The organism is Streptomyces sp. B1I3 (assembly GCF_030816615.1).
Taxonomy (GTDB): domain Bacteria; phylum Actinomycetota; class Actinomycetes; order Streptomycetales; family Streptomycetaceae; genus Streptomyces.
The window spans coordinates 6,459,675-6,474,886 of the sequence record NZ_JAUSYD010000001.1; the positions used below are offsets into that span (position 1 = coordinate 6,459,675).

Annotated in this window: 16 protein-coding genes and 1 pseudogene; 11 read left to right on the forward strand and 6 right to left on the reverse strand. The window is 70.2% G+C overall.

Annotated features, from left to right (window positions below; translation table 11 throughout):
* Positions 1-79 precede the first annotated feature (79 nt).
* Positions 80-370, reverse strand: a complete 291-nt coding sequence (locus QFZ58_RS29335; RefSeq protein WP_307127906.1) for a hypothetical protein — start codon at positions 368-370, stop codon at positions 80-82.
* A gap of 348 nt (positions 371-718) precedes the next feature.
* A complete protein-coding gene (locus tag QFZ58_RS29340; protein ID WP_307129103.1) occupies positions 719-847 on the reverse strand; it encodes a hypothetical protein in 129 nt (42 codons plus the stop codon).
* A 3-nt stretch (positions 848-850) separates the two neighbouring features.
* Here QFZ58_RS29340 and QFZ58_RS29345 point away from each other — a divergent pair.
* The 11 genes and pseudogenes from QFZ58_RS29345 to QFZ58_RS29395 all read left to right on the forward strand — a co-directional run.
* Positions 851-1,684 (forward strand): annotated as a pseudogene (locus tag QFZ58_RS29345) (ISAs1 family transposase); the annotation flags it as partial.
* 335 nt (positions 1,685-2,019) lie between these two features.
* Entirely contained in the window at positions 2,020-2,955 is a 936-nt protein-coding gene (locus tag QFZ58_RS29350; protein WP_307127907.1) for an FKBP-type peptidyl-prolyl cis-trans isomerase, read from the forward strand.
* A 43-nt stretch (positions 2,956-2,998) separates the two neighbouring features.
* A complete protein-coding gene (locus QFZ58_RS29355; protein WP_069173379.1) occupies positions 2,999-3,373 on the forward strand; it encodes an FKBP-type peptidyl-prolyl cis-trans isomerase in 375 nt (124 codons plus the stop codon).
* Between the two features lie 114 nt (positions 3,374-3,487).
* Positions 3,488-4,441, forward strand: a complete 954-nt coding sequence (locus QFZ58_RS29360; protein WP_307127908.1) for a YafY family protein — start codon at positions 3,488-3,490, stop codon at positions 4,439-4,441.
* A gap of 15 nt (positions 4,442-4,456) precedes the next feature.
* Positions 4,457-5,413 carry a YafY family protein gene (locus QFZ58_RS29365; RefSeq protein WP_307127909.1) on the forward strand — a complete coding sequence of 319 codons (957 nt, stop codon included), beginning with the start codon at positions 4,457-4,459 and terminating at the stop codon, positions 5,411-5,413.
* Between the two features lie 37 nt (positions 5,414-5,450).
* The gene (locus tag QFZ58_RS29370; RefSeq protein WP_307127910.1) at positions 5,451-5,726 is read left to right on the forward strand and encodes a hypothetical protein; all 276 of its coding nucleotides are present in this window, start codon (positions 5,451-5,453) and stop codon (positions 5,724-5,726) included.
* Between the two features lie 36 nt (positions 5,727-5,762).
* Positions 5,763-5,960, forward strand: coding sequence for a hypothetical protein (locus tag QFZ58_RS29375; RefSeq protein WP_307127911.1), 198 nt, complete (start codon positions 5,763-5,765; stop codon positions 5,958-5,960).
* Positions 5,961-6,175: 215 nt separating this feature from the next.
* Complete coding sequence (tatA, locus tag QFZ58_RS29380) at positions 6,176-6,469, forward strand: Sec-independent protein translocase subunit TatA (protein WP_307127912.1); 294 nt, start codon at positions 6,176-6,178, stop codon at positions 6,467-6,469.
* A 49-nt stretch (positions 6,470-6,518) separates the two neighbouring features.
* Complete coding sequence (gene tatC, locus QFZ58_RS29385) at positions 6,519-7,481, forward strand: twin-arginine translocase subunit TatC (RefSeq protein ID WP_307127913.1); 963 nt, start codon at positions 6,519-6,521, stop codon at positions 7,479-7,481.
* 17 nt (positions 7,482-7,498) lie between these two features.
* Positions 7,499-8,389: a diacylglycerol kinase gene (locus tag QFZ58_RS29390; protein WP_307127914.1), complete on the forward strand. Its 891-nt coding sequence runs from the start codon at positions 7,499-7,501 to the stop codon at positions 8,387-8,389.
* A 168-nt stretch (positions 8,390-8,557) separates the two neighbouring features.
* A complete protein-coding gene (locus QFZ58_RS29395; RefSeq protein WP_307127915.1) occupies positions 8,558-11,386 on the forward strand; it encodes an RNA helicase in 2,829 nt (942 codons plus the stop codon).
* 74 nt (positions 11,387-11,460) lie between these two features.
* On the opposite strand, the gene QFZ58_RS29400 is transcribed toward QFZ58_RS29395, so the two are convergent.
* From QFZ58_RS29400 to QFZ58_RS29415, 4 genes are all read right to left on the reverse strand, one after another.
* A complete protein-coding gene (locus QFZ58_RS29400) occupies positions 11,461-11,904 on the reverse strand; it encodes an SPW repeat protein (protein ID WP_307127916.1) in 444 nt (147 codons plus the stop codon).
* A 90-nt stretch (positions 11,905-11,994) separates the two neighbouring features.
* A complete protein-coding gene (locus QFZ58_RS29405; RefSeq protein ID WP_307127917.1) occupies positions 11,995-13,005 on the reverse strand; it encodes an ADP-ribosylglycohydrolase family protein in 1,011 nt (336 codons plus the stop codon).
* Between the two features lie 300 nt (positions 13,006-13,305).
* The gene (locus QFZ58_RS29410; protein ID WP_307127918.1) at positions 13,306-14,148 is read right to left on the reverse strand and encodes a siderophore-interacting protein; all 843 of its coding nucleotides are present in this window, start codon (positions 14,146-14,148) and stop codon (positions 13,306-13,308) included.
* Positions 14,149-14,273: 125 nt separating this feature from the next.
* Positions 14,274-15,182 (reverse strand): 5'-3' exonuclease, encoded by a 909-nt coding sequence (locus QFZ58_RS29415; RefSeq protein ID WP_307129033.1) that lies wholly within the window; start codon positions 15,180-15,182, stop codon positions 14,274-14,276.
* Positions 15,183-15,212 lie beyond the last annotated feature (30 nt).

A 15,212-nucleotide genomic window follows, 5' to 3' on the forward strand; every position in this document is an offset into this window, starting at 1 on the left:
GTCGGGGGCCATTCACCTGGCGGTGGGTGTGGGATTCGAACTCACGGTGACATCGCTGCCACGACGGTTTTCAAGATTGTCACCGTGAGCGGGCCGCATCGCGCGCGCCAATGATGAGAGTCTGCGCCTCCATGACCACATCACGGAGGCGTCCCGGCTCAACGCCTTCGCGTGCCATCCACTCATCGAGGCGGGGATGGAGGTATCTGACCGCCCACGGCCCGGGGCGCCTCAACATTGAGCGGCTGACCGAGATCTCTTCCTGGATCTCCCGACGCAGCTCGTCTGTCCAACCCTGCTCGCGATCAGCGCTTTCCAGCGGAGTTTTTAGGGCGACCACGGCCTCGCCGAGGGACTCTCGCAGATCCATGGGCTCTCCGATCTAAGCATCCCGACTCGTGAGCTATCGCGCCTCCCGGTTCTAGCAGCACCGACGTTGGCGTACAGCAGCGGAGTACCGCAACCACAGCAACCCTCTTCGTCCGCCACCGTGATCTTCGAGTGGAGTCGCCCGTAGAACGGACATCGCCCCAGCGCCATGGGCTGTAGCGAGCGACATCACGCGGCGAATCTCAGTAGTCCTATGCAGAAACCGAAGGTCGACCAGGGCCTTCGCTCCGCCGGGTTGACGGCTCGGCGAGAGGACAGGCACGGGCTTCCAAGACATGGAGTTCTCTACGCCCCGTGCCTTGCCTGGAAGACCGTGCCTGCCGACGCATCATTGCTGATCCCACCTGCCCTTGACCAGCTCCGCGAGCGGCCCCAGGTTGTGCCAGGGGAGGTGCCAGGTCTGCTGGAACGGCTGGCCGAGGTACCAGATCCTCGCGATCCGCGCGGGGTTCGACACGCCCTGGCCGTCGTGCTCGCGCTGGCCGCGTGTGCGGTGTTGGCCGGGGCAACCTCACTGCTGGCGGTCGGTGAGTGGATCGCGGACGCACCACCGCAGGTGCTGGAACAGCTCGGCGTGCAGCCTGACCCGGTACTGCCGCGGCGGCTGGTGCCGGCGGAGGCGACGGTCCGCCGGCTGCTGGCCCGCATTGACGGCGACGCGCTGGACCGGGCCGTGGGCGGCTGGCTCGCCGACCGCCGCCCCGAGAGCTCCGGATTGCGCGGACTGTCAGTGGACGGGAAGAGCCTGCACGGCGCGGCCAAGGCCCGCGGCCGCAAAGTCCACCTGCTCGCCACCCTGGAGCACACGTCCGGCTTGGTCCTGGCCCAGCTCGACGTGGGCGAGAAGACCGGCGAGACCACCTGCTTCCAGCCACTGTTGGACACTGTCGCCGACCTGGCCGGAACCGTGGTTACCAGCGACGCGCTCCAAACCAAGCGCGAGCATGCCGGATACCTCCTGGGCCGCCGGGCCCACTACATCGCGATCGTCAAAGGCAACCAGAAGAAGCTGCGCAAGCAGCTCAATTCCATGCCCTGGAAGGAAATTCCGCTCCAGGGCCGCACCCGGAGCAGCGGCCACGGCCGCTCCGAGATCCGCCGGATCAAGGTCGCCACCGTCAGCAACCTGCTCTTCCCCGGCGCCCGTCAAGCGGTCCAGATCAAGCGCCGCCGCACCGACCGCAAGACCGGCAAGGCCACCATCGCCACCATCTATGCGGTCACCAGCCTGACCGCCGAGCAGGCCACCCCGCCCCAACTCGCGAAACCGATCCGCGACCACTGGAAGATCGAGGTGCACCACGTCCCGCGACACCACCTTCGCCGAGGACGCCTCACAGCTGCGGACCGGGAACGCTCCCCGGGCGATGGCGACCTGGCGCAACCTCGCCATAGGCGCCCTCCGGCTGGGTGGTGTCAAGAACATCGCCGCCGCCCTCCGCCACAACGCACGCGACGCCCGCTGCCCTCTCACGATCCTCGGCCTCGCATGATCACAAAACGGATGTCAGCCGACTATGACGAAGCCCTGGTATGCGACTGGGCCCCGCACGTTCCTCGTACGGGGCCCTTCGCTCCGCCTAGAGTGTCGGGGGACCATTCACGTGTCGTCTGAGATCTGAGGAACCAGTGCGCCGACTTGCCGGCCTTCTCGTCGTCCCCCTCCTGCTGCTGTCCACAGCGGCATGCGGCGACGACAAGGCCTCCGACTCCGTCTCCAAAAACGGGTTTCCTGCGATCACCGCAGGAGCGAAGTTCGGTGAGAAGCCCACTCTGGCGAAGGGTGAGGGGGATCCACCCAAGGAACTGAAGATCGATGTCATCAGTGAGGGGGGCGGCGCGAAGCTCAAGAACGGCGAAGCTGTCCAGGTCAACTACCTCGGACAGGCGTGGGACTCCACCAAGCCATTCGACAACAGTTTCGATCGCAAGCAGCCGTTTGGACTCATTCTCGGTGCAGGCATGGTAATTCCGGGCTGGGAGCAGGGGCTCGTCGGCCAGAAGGTTGGTAGCCGTGTGCAGTTGGTTGTCCCGCCGGAACTTGGCTACGGAGAGCAGGGCCAAGGCCAGGATATCAAGCCCAACGCCACACTCGTTTTTGTCGTGGACGTGGTGAGTGGGAAGGCAGTCCCGAAGTCGCCGAAGGGCACCGCGGTTGCCCAGGACAACTTTGACCTGCCGAAGGTCGGTGCCAACACCGACGGCAAGGCACCTAAGGTCACAGTCCCCAAGAGCGACCCGCCCAAGAAGCTGGTCTCCAACTACATCATCGAGTCCGACGGGGAAACGCTCAAGGAGAGCGACACCGTGGTCGTGAACTATGAGGCGTACGTCTGGAAGGGCGAGAAGAAGTTCGACAGCACGTACGACACAGGCAAGGTCGCGATGTTCCCGCTGGCCCAGATCACCGTCAAGGGACTGAAGAACGGGCTGGTCGGCAAGAAGGTCGGCAGCCGTGTGCTGCTCGTCATCCCGCCGGACCAGGCCTTCGGCGGCGCGGCGCAGCAGACCATTCCTGCCAACTCGACGCTCGTGTGGTCCGTGGACATCCTGACAAAGATGTAAGACTGTCCCGGTTGCCCAGTTCATCATTTAGAGGAGCAGTTCAGTGAGCATCGAGAAGCCCGAGATCGACTTCCCGGGTGGCGAGCCGCCGGCCGACCTGGAGATCAAGGACATCTGGGAAGGCGACGGACCGGTGGCCGAGAAGGGCCAGACCGTCTCCGTGCACTACGTGGGCGTGGCGTTCTCGACCGGCGAGGAGTTCGACGCCTCCTGGAACCGCGGCACCCCGCTGCAGTTCCAGCTCGGTGCCGGTCAGGTCATCGCGGGCTGGGACCAGGGCGTGCAGGGCATGAAGGTCGGCGGACGCCGTCAGCTGACGATCCCCGCGCACCTCGCCTACGGCGACCGCGGCGCGGGCGGCGGCGCCATCGCCCCGGGCGAGACCCTGATCTTCGTCTGCGACCTGGTCGGCGTCTGAGCCGTCCGGTACCGCAGCGAGGGCCCGCGCCGCAAGGCGCGGGCCCTCGCTTTGGCCCGGACACCCCGGGGCGGTACGGTCGACGGTCGTAGAGCACGTAGAGAAAGGGCGTCGATGGCGATTGCCAAGGCCGAACGGCTGATGAACCTGGCGCTGTGCCTGCTGGGTACCCGTCGCCCGCTCAGCAAGCGTGAGCTCCGAGGGTCCATCGAGGCCTACCTGGAAGCCGGCACCGACGAGTCCTTCAACCGGATGTTCGAGCGGGACAAGGACGATCTGCGCGAACTCGGCCTGGTCATCGAGACCGTGGAGAACCTGGACGGCGACACCGGCTACCTCGCCCGCCGCGACAGCAACCGGCTGCCCCCCATCACCCTGGACGCCGAGGAGGCCGCGGCCCTCGGGCTCGCCGCCAAGGTCTGGCAGCAGGCCCGGCTGGCCGGGGCCGCCAGCGGCGCGCTGCAGAAGCTCCGGGCCGCCGGAATGCCGGAGGCCGAGGACGCCTACGAGGTGCACAGCGCCCTGGAGCCCCGCATCCCGGTCCACGAGGCCGCGTTCGAGCCGCTGATGCTCGCCTGCCGGGACCGCCGCCCGGTCACCTTCGACTACCGCAAGGCCAACGCCGCCCGCCCCGAACAGCGCCAGGTCGAACCCTGGACGCTCGAGTGCTGGCGCGGTCACTGGTACCTGGCCGGCTGGGACCGCGAACGCGGCGCCGAGCGGGTCTTCCGGCTGTCCCGGATCTCGGGAAAGGTCCGCTCCCGCGCCGGGGCGTTCACGGCCCAGGTGCCCGACGTGGTCACCGTCCGCGAGACCGTGGAGAGCTGGGCGGGCGAGACCGCGACCAGGACCGCCCGGATCAGGCTGCGCACCGGGGCCGGATACCCGCTGCGCTCCCGTGCGATATCGGTGCGCGAACTCGGTGACGGCTGGGAGGAGCTGGAGATCCCGTACGGACACGGACTGGACGCCTGGCTCGTCGAGTTCGGGCCGGACGTCGTCGTGAGCGAACCCGCCGATCTGCGGGCCGATGTGATGGACCGGCTGCGCGCCGTGGCCAAGGACTGAAGGGGACCCCTGCCCGTGGCCACGAACGCCATCGACCAGACCCGGCGGATGCTCTCCCTGGTGACCTACCTGCGTGAGCGCCCCGGTGCGCACGTCCAGGACGTCGCCCGGGCCTTCGGGATCACCGAGGACGAGCTGATCTCCGACCTCGACGTACTCCCCATGTGCGGCACCAGCTTCCGCGGCGGTGACCTCCTCGACATCGACACCGACGGCGACCGGATCTGGTGGCACAACCCGGACGACGTCGCCGAGCCGCTGCGGCTGGCCGCCGACGAGGCCACCGCCCTGCTCGTCGCGGCCCGCGCCGTCGCCACACTGCCCGGACTGCGGGAGAGCGACCGGCAGGCGCTGGTGCGCGCGACCGCGAAGCTGGAGACGGCGGCCGGCGAGGTGGGGGCCGCGAGCTCACGGCTCTCGGTCACCTTCGAGTCCGAGGGCGGCGTCTTCGCCGAGGTGGACCGGGCGATCTCCGAGCGGCGCCGGCTCTGGCTGCGCTACTACTCGCCCGCGCGTGACGAACTCACCGAGCGCGAGGTGGACCCGATCAGGCTGTTCGCCGTCGGCCACACCTACATGGAGGGCTGGTGCCGGCTCTCCGAGGCGCGGCGCACCTTCCGGCTCGACCGGGTGGCCGAGATCAGGCTGCTCGACGCCCCGTCGGCGCCGCCCGAGCTGGAGTTGCGCGACCTGTCCGAAGGGCTGGTGCAGCCGGCGGCCGAGGACCCGGAGGTCGTGATCGAGGTGGGGCCCGGAGGCCGGTGGGTCGCCGAGTACTACCCCCACGACAGCGCGGAGGAGCTGCCCGACGGAGGCATGCGGATCACGCTGCGCACCCCGGACCCGGCCTCGCTGCGCAGACTGGCGCTGCGACTGGGCGGGGAGGGGCGTATCACAGCTCCGCAGCAACTGGCCGAGAGCGCCCGGCTGGCGGCGCGTGAGGCACTGGCCGCCTACGACGGCGCGCTCTGAGCGGCCGTCACAGGGGAACCGAGGGGACGGAGGTCACATGAGGGGAACACCGCAGGGGCGGACCGGGCCGGTTCCGGTTGCGGTGGCCGCCGCCGTACGGTTCAAGGCCGCCTGCCCGGACTGCCGGGGGCGGTTCGAGCTCGCGGCCGGCTCCCTGCGCCTGGCGATAGGAGCCAGCCGCCGCACGACCTTCTACTCCTTCACCTGTCCCGAGTGCGGCTCCGCCGTCCGCAAGCCGGCCGGGGAGCGCATCGTCGAACTCCTCACCGGCGGCGGGGTGCGGACGCTGCGCCTCCACACCGCGCTGCGGTAGCGCGTGCGGTGACGACACACACATCGAGGCTCGTCCATGTTCTGGCCCATGCTCGCCATCGCTCTCGGATTCCTCGGCCTCGCCGTGCTGGGCGTCCTGGCCGTGAAGGTGTTCGTCGAGGCCCAACGGCTCGGCAGACAGGTCGCCACGACCACCCGGCGGATCAACCGAGCGGCGGAGGATCTCGAACGAGCGGCCTCGACGCTCGCCGACACCGGTGAGGCCCTGCGTTAGCGGAGCGCACCCTCCTGATTCACCGGTTCGGGGGGTACGCTGCTGGAGTCGGCCCAGGCAGGGAGGTGGGGGCCGCAAGCCGGAGTACGCACGGCCATTGCCTCGCGTTTACCCCTGCGGGTTACGATCGCTGCCAGCGCGAAGGTCGGACGTATGTCCGTCCCAACGGGTAGCGAGCCCACCCTCCAGTCGCCTCAGTGAGAAGGAAGTCGCACATGATCGGCAATCTGAAGCCCCTCGAGATCGTTCTGATCATCGCTGTCATCCTGCTGCTCTTCGGTGCCAAGAAGCTTCCCGACATGGCGCGTTCGCTCGGCAAGTCGGCCCGCATCCTCAAGAGCGAGGCCAAGGCCATGAAGAAGGACGACGCGGAGACCGCGGCGCCCACCACGGAGACCGTCGCGGACGCGACCCCGCAGGCGACCACCGCCCGGACGATCCAGGCCGCTCCGGGAGACGTCACCAGCTCCCGCCCGGTCAGCGAGGCCAAGCCCACCACCCAGAGCTGACAGCTGATCCGTACCACCGGCAGCTGCCGCACGAGACGAGGGAAGTGGGTTGCTCAAGTCTGCCCGCAAGCAGGAGAAGGACGACGAGGGGCGGATGCCCCTCCTCGATCACCTGCGTGAGCTGCGCAACCGACTGCTGAAGTCGGTACTGGCCATCGTGATCGCCGTGATCGCGGCAGCGTTCTTCCAGAAGGACATCTTCGAGTTCCTGATGAAGCCGATCCTGGACTCGGTCGGCTGCAAGAACGGCGCCGTGACCATGATCAATGGCCGGCCGTGCGCGGAGATGACCACCAACGGTCTCCTCTCGCCCTTCACCATCGCGCTGAAGGTGTCCCTCATGGCGGGCGTGCTGGTGGCCACTCCTGTGTGGCTGTACCAGCTCTGGGCGTTCGTGGCGCCCGGCCTGCACAAGCAGGAGAAGCGCTACTCCATGGCCTTCGTCGCCGCGGGGGTCCCGCTCTTCGTCGCCGGTGCGTACCTCGCGTACGCGATCCTGCCGCAGACCGCGGAGATCATGCTCGGCTTCACGCCCGACAACGTGCGCAACCTGCTGCCGCTCGACGACTTCCTCGACCTGATCACCCGCATGGTGATCGTGTTCGGGCTCGCCTTCGAACTGCCGCTGCTGCTCATCCTGCTCAACATGACCGGCGTCCTGTCCGGCGCCCGCATGCTGCACTGGTGGCGCGGGATGCTGGTCGGGCTCACCGCCTTCGCCGCCATCGCGACCCCGGGTGGCGAGCCCATCTCGATGCTCCTGCTGGCGGGCCCGCTCGCGGTGCTCTACTTCATCGCCGTGGGTGTCTCCCTCCTCAACGACAAGCGCAGGCGGCGGTCCGACCCCGACGCCGAACTCGACGACGACGAGGCCTCGCGGCTGGACCTGACTCCCGAGGCCGTCGGCGCGGTCGAGCCGGTGTCCGCGCGGGCCGCCCTGCCCGAGCAGGCCGGCGGTGACGCGGACGGTGGGCGCTCGCGCCGGCTCAACGGTTACGACGACATCACCTGACCTTGTAGTGTCCCCGGGTGACCAGCGAGATCACCCTCTTCGTCAATCCCACCGCGGGAAGCGGCCGGGGCGCGCGAGCCGCGCAGCCGGCCGCTTCCGCGTTGCGGGACGCCGGATTCTCCGTACGGACGGTCCTCGGAGAGGATGCCGGCGACGCCTTGCGGCGGGCCCGGGACGCTGTGGCGGGTGGGACGGGAGCGCTCATAGCCGTGGGTGGGGACGGCCTGATGTCCCTCGCCCTGCAGGCGGTGGCGGGAACCTCCACGCCGCTCGGCGTCGTCGCCGTGGGCACCGGCAACGACTTCGCCCGGGCCCTCGGGCTGCCCGTGCGCGATCCGGCCGCGGCCGGGCGCCTGGCCGCCGAGGCGCTCAAGGCGGGAACGGCACGCGAGATCGACCTGGGCCGGGTCGGCGGCCGCTGGTTCGGTACCGTGCTCGCCTCCGGGTTCGACTCACGGGTCAACGACCGGGGGAACCGGATGCGGTGGGCCGGCGGACGGTTCAAGTACGACCTGGCCATCCTCGCCGAGTTGGCGGCCTTCCGGCCGATCCCGTACCGCCTCCGGCTGGACGGCGGGCCGGTGCGCGAGACCGAGGCGACGCTGATCGCGGTGGGCAACGGGACGACGTACGGCGGCGGCATGCGGATCTGCGCCGACGCCGTCATGGACGACGGTCTCTTCGACGTCACCGTCGTCGGGAACTGCAGCCGCGCCACCCTGCTCAAGGTGTTCCCGAAGGTCTACAGGGGCACCCACCTCGGCCATCCCGCGGTCACCGTGCACCGGGTCTCCTCGATAGAGCTGGAAGCGGCCGGTGTCACGGCGTACGCGGACGGAGAGCCGCTGGGCGCGCTGCCCCTCACCGCCACCTGTGTCCCCAGGGCGGTCCGGGTCCTCGCGCCGTGACCCCTGCGGCGTGACGTCCGGGCCGTGCTGCCCGGGGCCGTGCCCCGTGATCGTCGCGCGGTGGTCGTCGCCCTGTGATGCCGCGCCGTGGTCGTCGCACCATGATCATCGCACCGTGAAACAAAGATCGGGCTGACTGTCATACGCGGCGGGTAGGCTCGTATCAAGATGACAGAGGACCTCTCACCAGCTGAGCGATACCAGGCTTCCCGGGTCCGTGCCGCCGAGCAGGCCACGGCTCTCGGGCCCTTCCGCGAGATGTACGCATTCGGGCTGGACCCGTTCCAGATCGACGCCTGCAAGGCCTTGGAGGCGGGCAAGGGGGTGCTGGTCGCCGCTCCCACCGGCTCGGGCAAGACCATCGTCGGCGAGTTCGCCGTGCACCTGGCCCTGCAGCAGGGCCGCAAGTGCTTCTACACCACCCCCATCAAGGCGCTGTCCAACCAGAAGTTCACCGATCTGGTCAGGCGCTACGGTGCGGACAAGGTCGGGCTCCTGACCGGCGACAACAGCGTCAACGCGGACGCGCCCGTGGTCGTCATGACCACCGAGGTGCTGCGCAACATGCTGTACGCCGGCTCCCAGGCGCTCACCGGCCTCGGCTACGTGGTCATGGACGAGGTGCACTACCTCTCCGACCGCTTCCGCGGGGCCGTGTGGGAGGAAGTGATCATCCACCTGCCGGAGTCGGTGACTCTGGTGTCCCTGTCGGCGACCGTGTCCAACGCCGAGGAGTTCGGCGACTGGCTGGACACCGTCCGGGGTGACACCGAGGTGATCGTGTCCGAGCACCGGCCCGTGCCGCTGTGGCAGCACGTCATGGCCGGGCGCCGGATGTACGACCTCTTCGAGGAGGCGACCGACCACGGGGGCCGGGGCACCGGCCGCCGCGAGGTCAGCCCCGACCTCGTCCGGCTCGCCCGCATGGAGAACCAGCGCGGGTACAACCCGCGCGACCGCCGCCGGGGAAAGATGGTGCGCGAGGCGGACCGCGAGCGGGAGCGGCGCCAGCGGAGCCGGATCTGGACCCCGTCCAGGCCGGAAGTCATCGACCGGCTCGACGCCGAAGGGCTGCTGCCGGCCATCACCTTCATCTTCAGCCGGGCCGGCTGCGAGGCGGCCGTGCAGCAGTGTCTGCAGGCCGGGTTGCGGCTGAACGACGAGGACAAGCGCCGGCTGGTGCGGGAGATCGTCGAGGAGCGGACGGCGTCCATCCCCGGCGAGGACCTCCACGTCCTCGGTTACTACGAGTGGCTCGAGGGCCTGGAGCGGGGCATCGCCGCTCACCACGCCGGCATGCTGCCGACCTTCAAGGAGGTCGTGGAGGAGCTGTTCGTCCGCGGTCTGGTGAAGGCCGTCTTCGCGACGGAGACGCTGGCGCTGGGCATCAACATGCCCGCGCGCTCCGTGGTGCTGGAGAAGCTCGTCAAGTGGAACGGTGAGCAGCACGCCGACATCACGCCCGGCGAATACACCCAGTTGACCGGGCGGGCCGGGCGCCGGGGCATCGACGTCGAGGGCCATGCGGTGGTCCTGTGGCAGCGGGGCATGGACCCCGGCGCCCTCGCCGGGCTCGCCGGCACCCGTACGTACCCCCTCCGCTCCAGCTTCCGGCCCTCGTACAACATGGCCGTGAACCTCGTGCAGCAGTTCGGGCGGCACCGTTCGCGCGAGCTGCTCGAAACCTCCTTCGCCCAGTTCCAGGCCGACCGGTCGGTGGTCGGGATCTCCCGGCAGGTCCAGCGCAACGAGGAGGGCCTCGCCGGTTATCGCCAGGGGATGACCTGTCATCTCGGCGACTTCGAGGAGTACGCGCGGCTGCGCCGCGACCTCAAGGACCGGGAGACCGAGCTGGCCAAGCAGGGCGCGGCCCAGCGGCGGGCGGCGGCGGCGTCGTCCCTGGAGAAGCTGAGGCCCGGCGACATCATTCACGTGCCGACGGGGAAGTTCGCCGGACTCGCGCTGGTCCTCGACCCGGGTGTGCCCGCGGGACGGACCGACGGGCATCGCGGGCTGGAGTACCACGACGGGCCGCGCCCCCTGGTCCTGACCGCCGAGCGGCAGGTCAAGCGGCTGGCCCAGATCGACTTCCCGGTCCCGGTGGAGGCGCTGGAGCGGATGCGGGTGCCCAAGGCGTTCAACCCGCGCTCCCCGCAGTCGCGCCGCGATCTCGCCTCCGCGCTGCGGAGCAAGGCCGGGCACATCGATCCGGGACGGCACCGCAAGCAGCGGTCCGCAGCGGCGGACGACCGCGAGATCGCCCGGCTGCGGACGGAGCTGCGCGCGCACCCCTGTCACGGATGTGACGAGCGCGAGGACCACGCGCGGTGGGCCGAGCGGTACCACCGCCTGCAGCGCGACACCCGGCAGCTGGAGCACCGCATCGAGGGGCGGACCAACACGATCGCCCGTACCTTCGACCGGATCGTGGCCCTCCTCACCGAGCTGGACTACCTCCGGGGCAACGAGGTCACGGACAACGGCAGGCGGCTGGCCCGGCTCTACGGCGAGCTGGACCTGCTGGCCAGTGAGTGCCTGCGGGAACACGTCTGGGAGGGGCTGAACCCGGCCGAGCTGGCGGCGTGCGTCTCGGCGCTCGTCTACGAGGCGCGCCAGGCGGACGACGCGGTCGCGCCCAAGCTGCCGTCCGGACCGGCGAAGACGGCGATGCGCGAGATGGTCCGCATCTGGGGCCGTCTCGACGCCCTGGAGGAGGACTTCAAGATCAGCCAGACGGAAGGGGTCGGTCAGCGTGAACCCGACCTCGGCTTCGCCTGGGCGGTCTACATGTGGGCCTCGGGGCGGACGCTGGACGAGGTGCTCCGTGAGGCGGAGATGCCGGCGGGCGACTTCGTACGGTGGTGCAAGCAGGTCATCGACGTGCTCGGCCAGATCGCGGCTGCCGCTCCCCGGGAGGGGAGTTCGGTGGCGAAGAGTGCGCACAAGGCCGTCGACGCGGTGCTGAGGGGTGTGGTGGCGTACAGCTCGGTGGGGTGACCCGGCGGGTGGGGGCGAAGGAGTGGCCACAGGCGGGTCGTCCCTGCCTGTGGCCCTTGTCGCATGCCTCCCGGTCAGGTTTTCCTGTTCTTCATCGCGACTCCCGCGCAGGCCGCCCCCAGCACGATCGCCAGCGCTCCGACGATCACGTTGTTGAGGATGACGCCCGTGTCGGGGCTCTGGCCCACGACCCAGGTCGACACGATGAGCCATGCGCCCAGTGCACAGATCGCCATGCTCATTCCGGTCATCCGTTCCGGCATGGCGGTGAAGCACAGTGCCAGTACGGCTATCGCGATCCCGATGACGAGGTTGTGCGTCACCAGGGAGGGCTGGCTCGCTGTGAAGTGCAGGATCCACGGCGAGACGGCGCAGTACAGGCCGAGCAGGAACACGGGTGCGTCCGCCATGGCGGTGTTGCGGCCGCCACCCCGGGCCACGCGGTCATGCCGGGCCCGCATTTCTTCTGCATCGGGGTGGCCGGAAATGTCTCTTCCGGTGTGCGAGACGTTGCTCATGAGGTTCGTCTCCTTCGTCTGGCGAGAACAACCACGCTTCCGAGTGCGCGGTCATCACCTCTCCCGACCCAGTGTGCTCTTATATGTCCCTTATGTGTAGTTTTTCGGGTGGTGTGATTCTGCGGATCCGTCGAGCCTGAGAGCCAGTGACACGAGGTCATCGGTCCGCAGCACCCGGTCCCCGTATCCCGGCAGGGGGACGTGCAGCGGGCGCGTCCAGCGTTCCGGCACGGCGCCGATCCCGTACACCGCGCCCGCCAGCCCGCCCGTGACCGCCGCGACCGTGTCGGTGTCCCCGCCGGCGTCGACGGCGGCCGCCAGGGCGTCCTCGAAGGTGGTGGTCGTCCGCAGCGCCCACACCGCAGTTCCCAGGCACGGCCACACCGCACCGTTGAACTCGGTGGCCTCGCCCGGATGCCATCGCGGCGAGAGCACGGTGGCCCAGCGGGCCCGGTGGTCCTCGTGCACCGCGGCCAGGACGTCCTGCACGGCCGCGAGGGGATCGCCGCCCTCCAGGGCCACGCGCACCAACTCGTGCTGAACGGCGGCGCCTTCCCACGCGGCCCGGTCGCCGTGCGTCAGCGCCGCGATTCGGCGGGCCGCGTCCATCGTGCCCGTCCGTCCCGCGCGGGCGAAGTGGATGGCGGAGGTGGCGGCACGCATCAGCGAACCATTGCCGGCGGCACGGTCGTTGACCTGGAAATGAAGCGCGGCCGCGAGATCCCACGGATCACCGCTGGTGAGGACGGCTTCGGTCTGCAGGCCGATGTCCTTCGGCTCACCGGCCGCCCACCGGCGGAACCGGGCGAACATGTCGGGGAGGTCCAGGCCCCCCTTCTCGAGCAGGGACTCCCCGACGAGTACGGCCATCTGTGTGTCGTCCGTCGCCTCGCCCGGATCCCAGCCGCCGCCCCCGCACATCGCGCCGGCACCGTCCGGGAAGCGCGAGGTGTAGACGCCGGGGGCGCCGAATTCGAAGGGCGCGCCCAGCGCGTCACCCACCGCCGAGCCGACGACCGCGCCCACGGCGCGAGCCTTGCGGGCGGCGCCGTCCCGGTCGTCGGGGCAGGGGGCGCGGTCCACGGGGCTCGTCGACGTCATGCCGTCAGGATACGGACGGGCGCACCGCTCAACTCGGCGGCACCGGAACGGTGTCGGGCGACGGGCATCGTGGCGTCGGTGGTCGGGGCGTAGCCGCAGCGCCGAAACGGTCGAGCGCCCCCACTCGGACGCGAAAGACCGGGTGACGGGGGGCGCGGCACCATCCGCCGCCCAGGCGCCCGGGTGCTCCGGAACCTACGGCGACGCGGGGCGGGCGCCGGGTACGGGGCCGGCTGAACGACGTACGGAACCCGGTCACCTGCGGGGCAGGTGACCGGGTTCCGTGGGGGCGGGCGGGTGTCAGCCCGCGTTCTCCTGCTCGCGTTCGACCTGCTCGTTCCACTCGCGCTTGACCGCGCGCCACGCGTCGTCGCTCTGCCCGAGACGCCAGTAACCGGAGATCGACAGCTGGGAGAGCGGGATGCCGCGCTCCAGCCGCAGGTGGCGCCGGATCTCCTTCACGAACCCGGCCTCGCCGTGGACGAAGGCCTGCACCTCCCCCTCGGGGAAGTCCAGTTCCGTCACCGCGGCGACGACGGCCTCGCCGACCGGGCGGTCGCCGCGGTGCAGCCAGGTCACGGCCACCCCGTCCGGCGTCACGATCTTCTGTTCCTCCGTCGCGTCCGCCACCTCGACGAAGGCGTGCACCAGGGCGCCCGCCGGCATCCGCTCCAGCGCGGCGGCGATCGCCGGGAGCGCGCTCTCGTCGCCGGCCAGCAGATGCCAGCCGGCCGACGCCTGCGGTCCGTAGCCCCCGCCGGGCCCCAGGAAGGTCACCTGGTCGCCGGGGCGGGCCCGGGTCGCCCACGGCCCCGCGAGCCCCTCGTCGCCGTGCACCACGAAGTCGACCGCGAGCTCACGGGTGGCGGGGTCCCAGGAGCGCACCGTGTAGGTGCGCGTGGTGGGCCACTGCTCACGCGGGTACTCCTCGCGGATCCTGGCCATGTCGAACGGGTGGGTGTAGTCCGCGCCTTCGGGGGCGAAGCACAGCTTGATGTAGTGGTCGGTGAACCCGGCGAGGTTGAAGTCGGCCAGGCCGTCGCCCCCGAGGACCACCCGCACCATGTGCGGCGTGATCTGCTCGGTGCGCAGGACCTGCGCCCCCTGCGCCTTCGGTGCCCGGCGTGCCGGCCGCTCTGCCACGAGGTTCTCCCTGCTCTGGACGTTGATGGGGCTCTGCGCACCCGGGTCGCCGCCGCTGACGCTGCCGCTGACCGACTGCTGTCCGACCGGGCCCCATCCACTTAGGCTTACCTAAGTTAGCATCTTCACGCCTGGAGCGTCACGAGGAGGCGCTGCAGTGCCCCTCCCAGACCCCACCGGGACGCGAGGGCCTCCAGCGCGGCGGGGTCGCGCGGCTCCCGTGGCAGGGCGAGGCCGACGTCGGGCAGTGGTACGTCGCCGGCGACGCGGACGACCTTGGGGGCGACCGCGACGTAGTCCCGCGCCTCGTCGAGGCGCTTGCGCTGCGACGGCGTCAGCCGGGCGGCCGGATCGTCCACCGCGGCCATGATCCCCGCGAGGTCGCCGAAGGTGTCCAGCAGTTTGGCGGCCGTCTTCTCGCCGATCCCCGGGACCCCCGGCAGTCCGTCGCTCGGATCGCCACGCAGCAGGGCCAGGTCGACGTAACCGGCGCCGTCGACACCGTACTTCTCGCGCAGCCAGGCCTCGTCCGTCACCTGGAGCGACCCGACGCCCTTGAGGGGGTAGAGCACCCTCACCCCGCGCGCGTCGTCGACCAGCTGGTAGAGGTCGCGGTCCCCGGTGACGATGTCGACCGGCCCGGTGGCCCGCCCGGCCAGTGTGCCGATCACGTCGTCCGCCTCGTACGGCGCGACGCCGATCCGGGTGATGCCGAGCGCGTCCAGCACGTCCTCGATGATCGGGACCTGGGGGGAGAGCGTGTCGGGGGTCTCCTCCTCGTCGGGGACGCCCTCGGGCGTCTCGACGGCCACGCGGTGCGCCTTGTAGGTGGGGATCAGCTCCACCCGCCAGTGCGGGCGCCAGTCCGCGTCCATGCAGGCGACCAGGTCGTCCGGCCGGTGGTCCTGCACGAGCCTGGCGATGAAGTCGAGCAGCCCGCGCACGGCGTTGACCGGCGTGCCGTCCGGTGCGCGCACCGAGTCCGGGACGCCGAAGTAGGCGCGGAAGTACAGGGAGGCGGTGTCGAGGAGCATCAGGCGTCGCGTCACACCCTGATGATGCCG

Coding starts and splice junctions, on each gene's coding strand:
- QFZ58_RS29335 (WP_307127906.1), bottom strand. CDS start 370: ATGGATCTGCGAGAGTCCCTCGGCGAGGCCGTGGTCGCCCTAAAAACT.
- QFZ58_RS29360 (WP_307127908.1), top strand. CDS start 3,488: ATGGCGATTGCCAAGGCCGAACGGCTGATGAACCTGGCGCTGTGCCTG.
- QFZ58_RS29370 (WP_307127910.1), top strand. CDS start 5,451: ATGAGGGGAACACCGCAGGGGCGGACCGGGCCGGTTCCGGTTGCGGTG.
- QFZ58_RS29375 (WP_307127911.1), top strand. CDS start 5,763: ATGTTCTGGCCCATGCTCGCCATCGCTCTCGGATTCCTCGGCCTCGCC.
- tatA (WP_307127912.1), top strand. CDS start 6,176: ATGATCGGCAATCTGAAGCCCCTCGAGATCGTTCTGATCATCGCTGTC.
- QFZ58_RS29395 (WP_307127915.1), top strand. CDS start 8,558: ATGACAGAGGACCTCTCACCAGCTGAGCGATACCAGGCTTCCCGGGTC.
- QFZ58_RS29400 (WP_307127916.1), bottom strand. CDS start 11,904: ATGAGCAACGTCTCGCACACCGGAAGAGACATTTCCGGCCACCCCGAT.
- QFZ58_RS29405 (WP_307127917.1), bottom strand. CDS start 13,005: ATGACGTCGACGAGCCCCGTGGACCGCGCCCCCTGCCCCGACGACCGG.
- QFZ58_RS29415 (WP_307129033.1), bottom strand. CDS start 15,182: ATGCTCCTCGACACCGCCTCCCTGTACTTCCGCGCCTACTTCGGCGTC.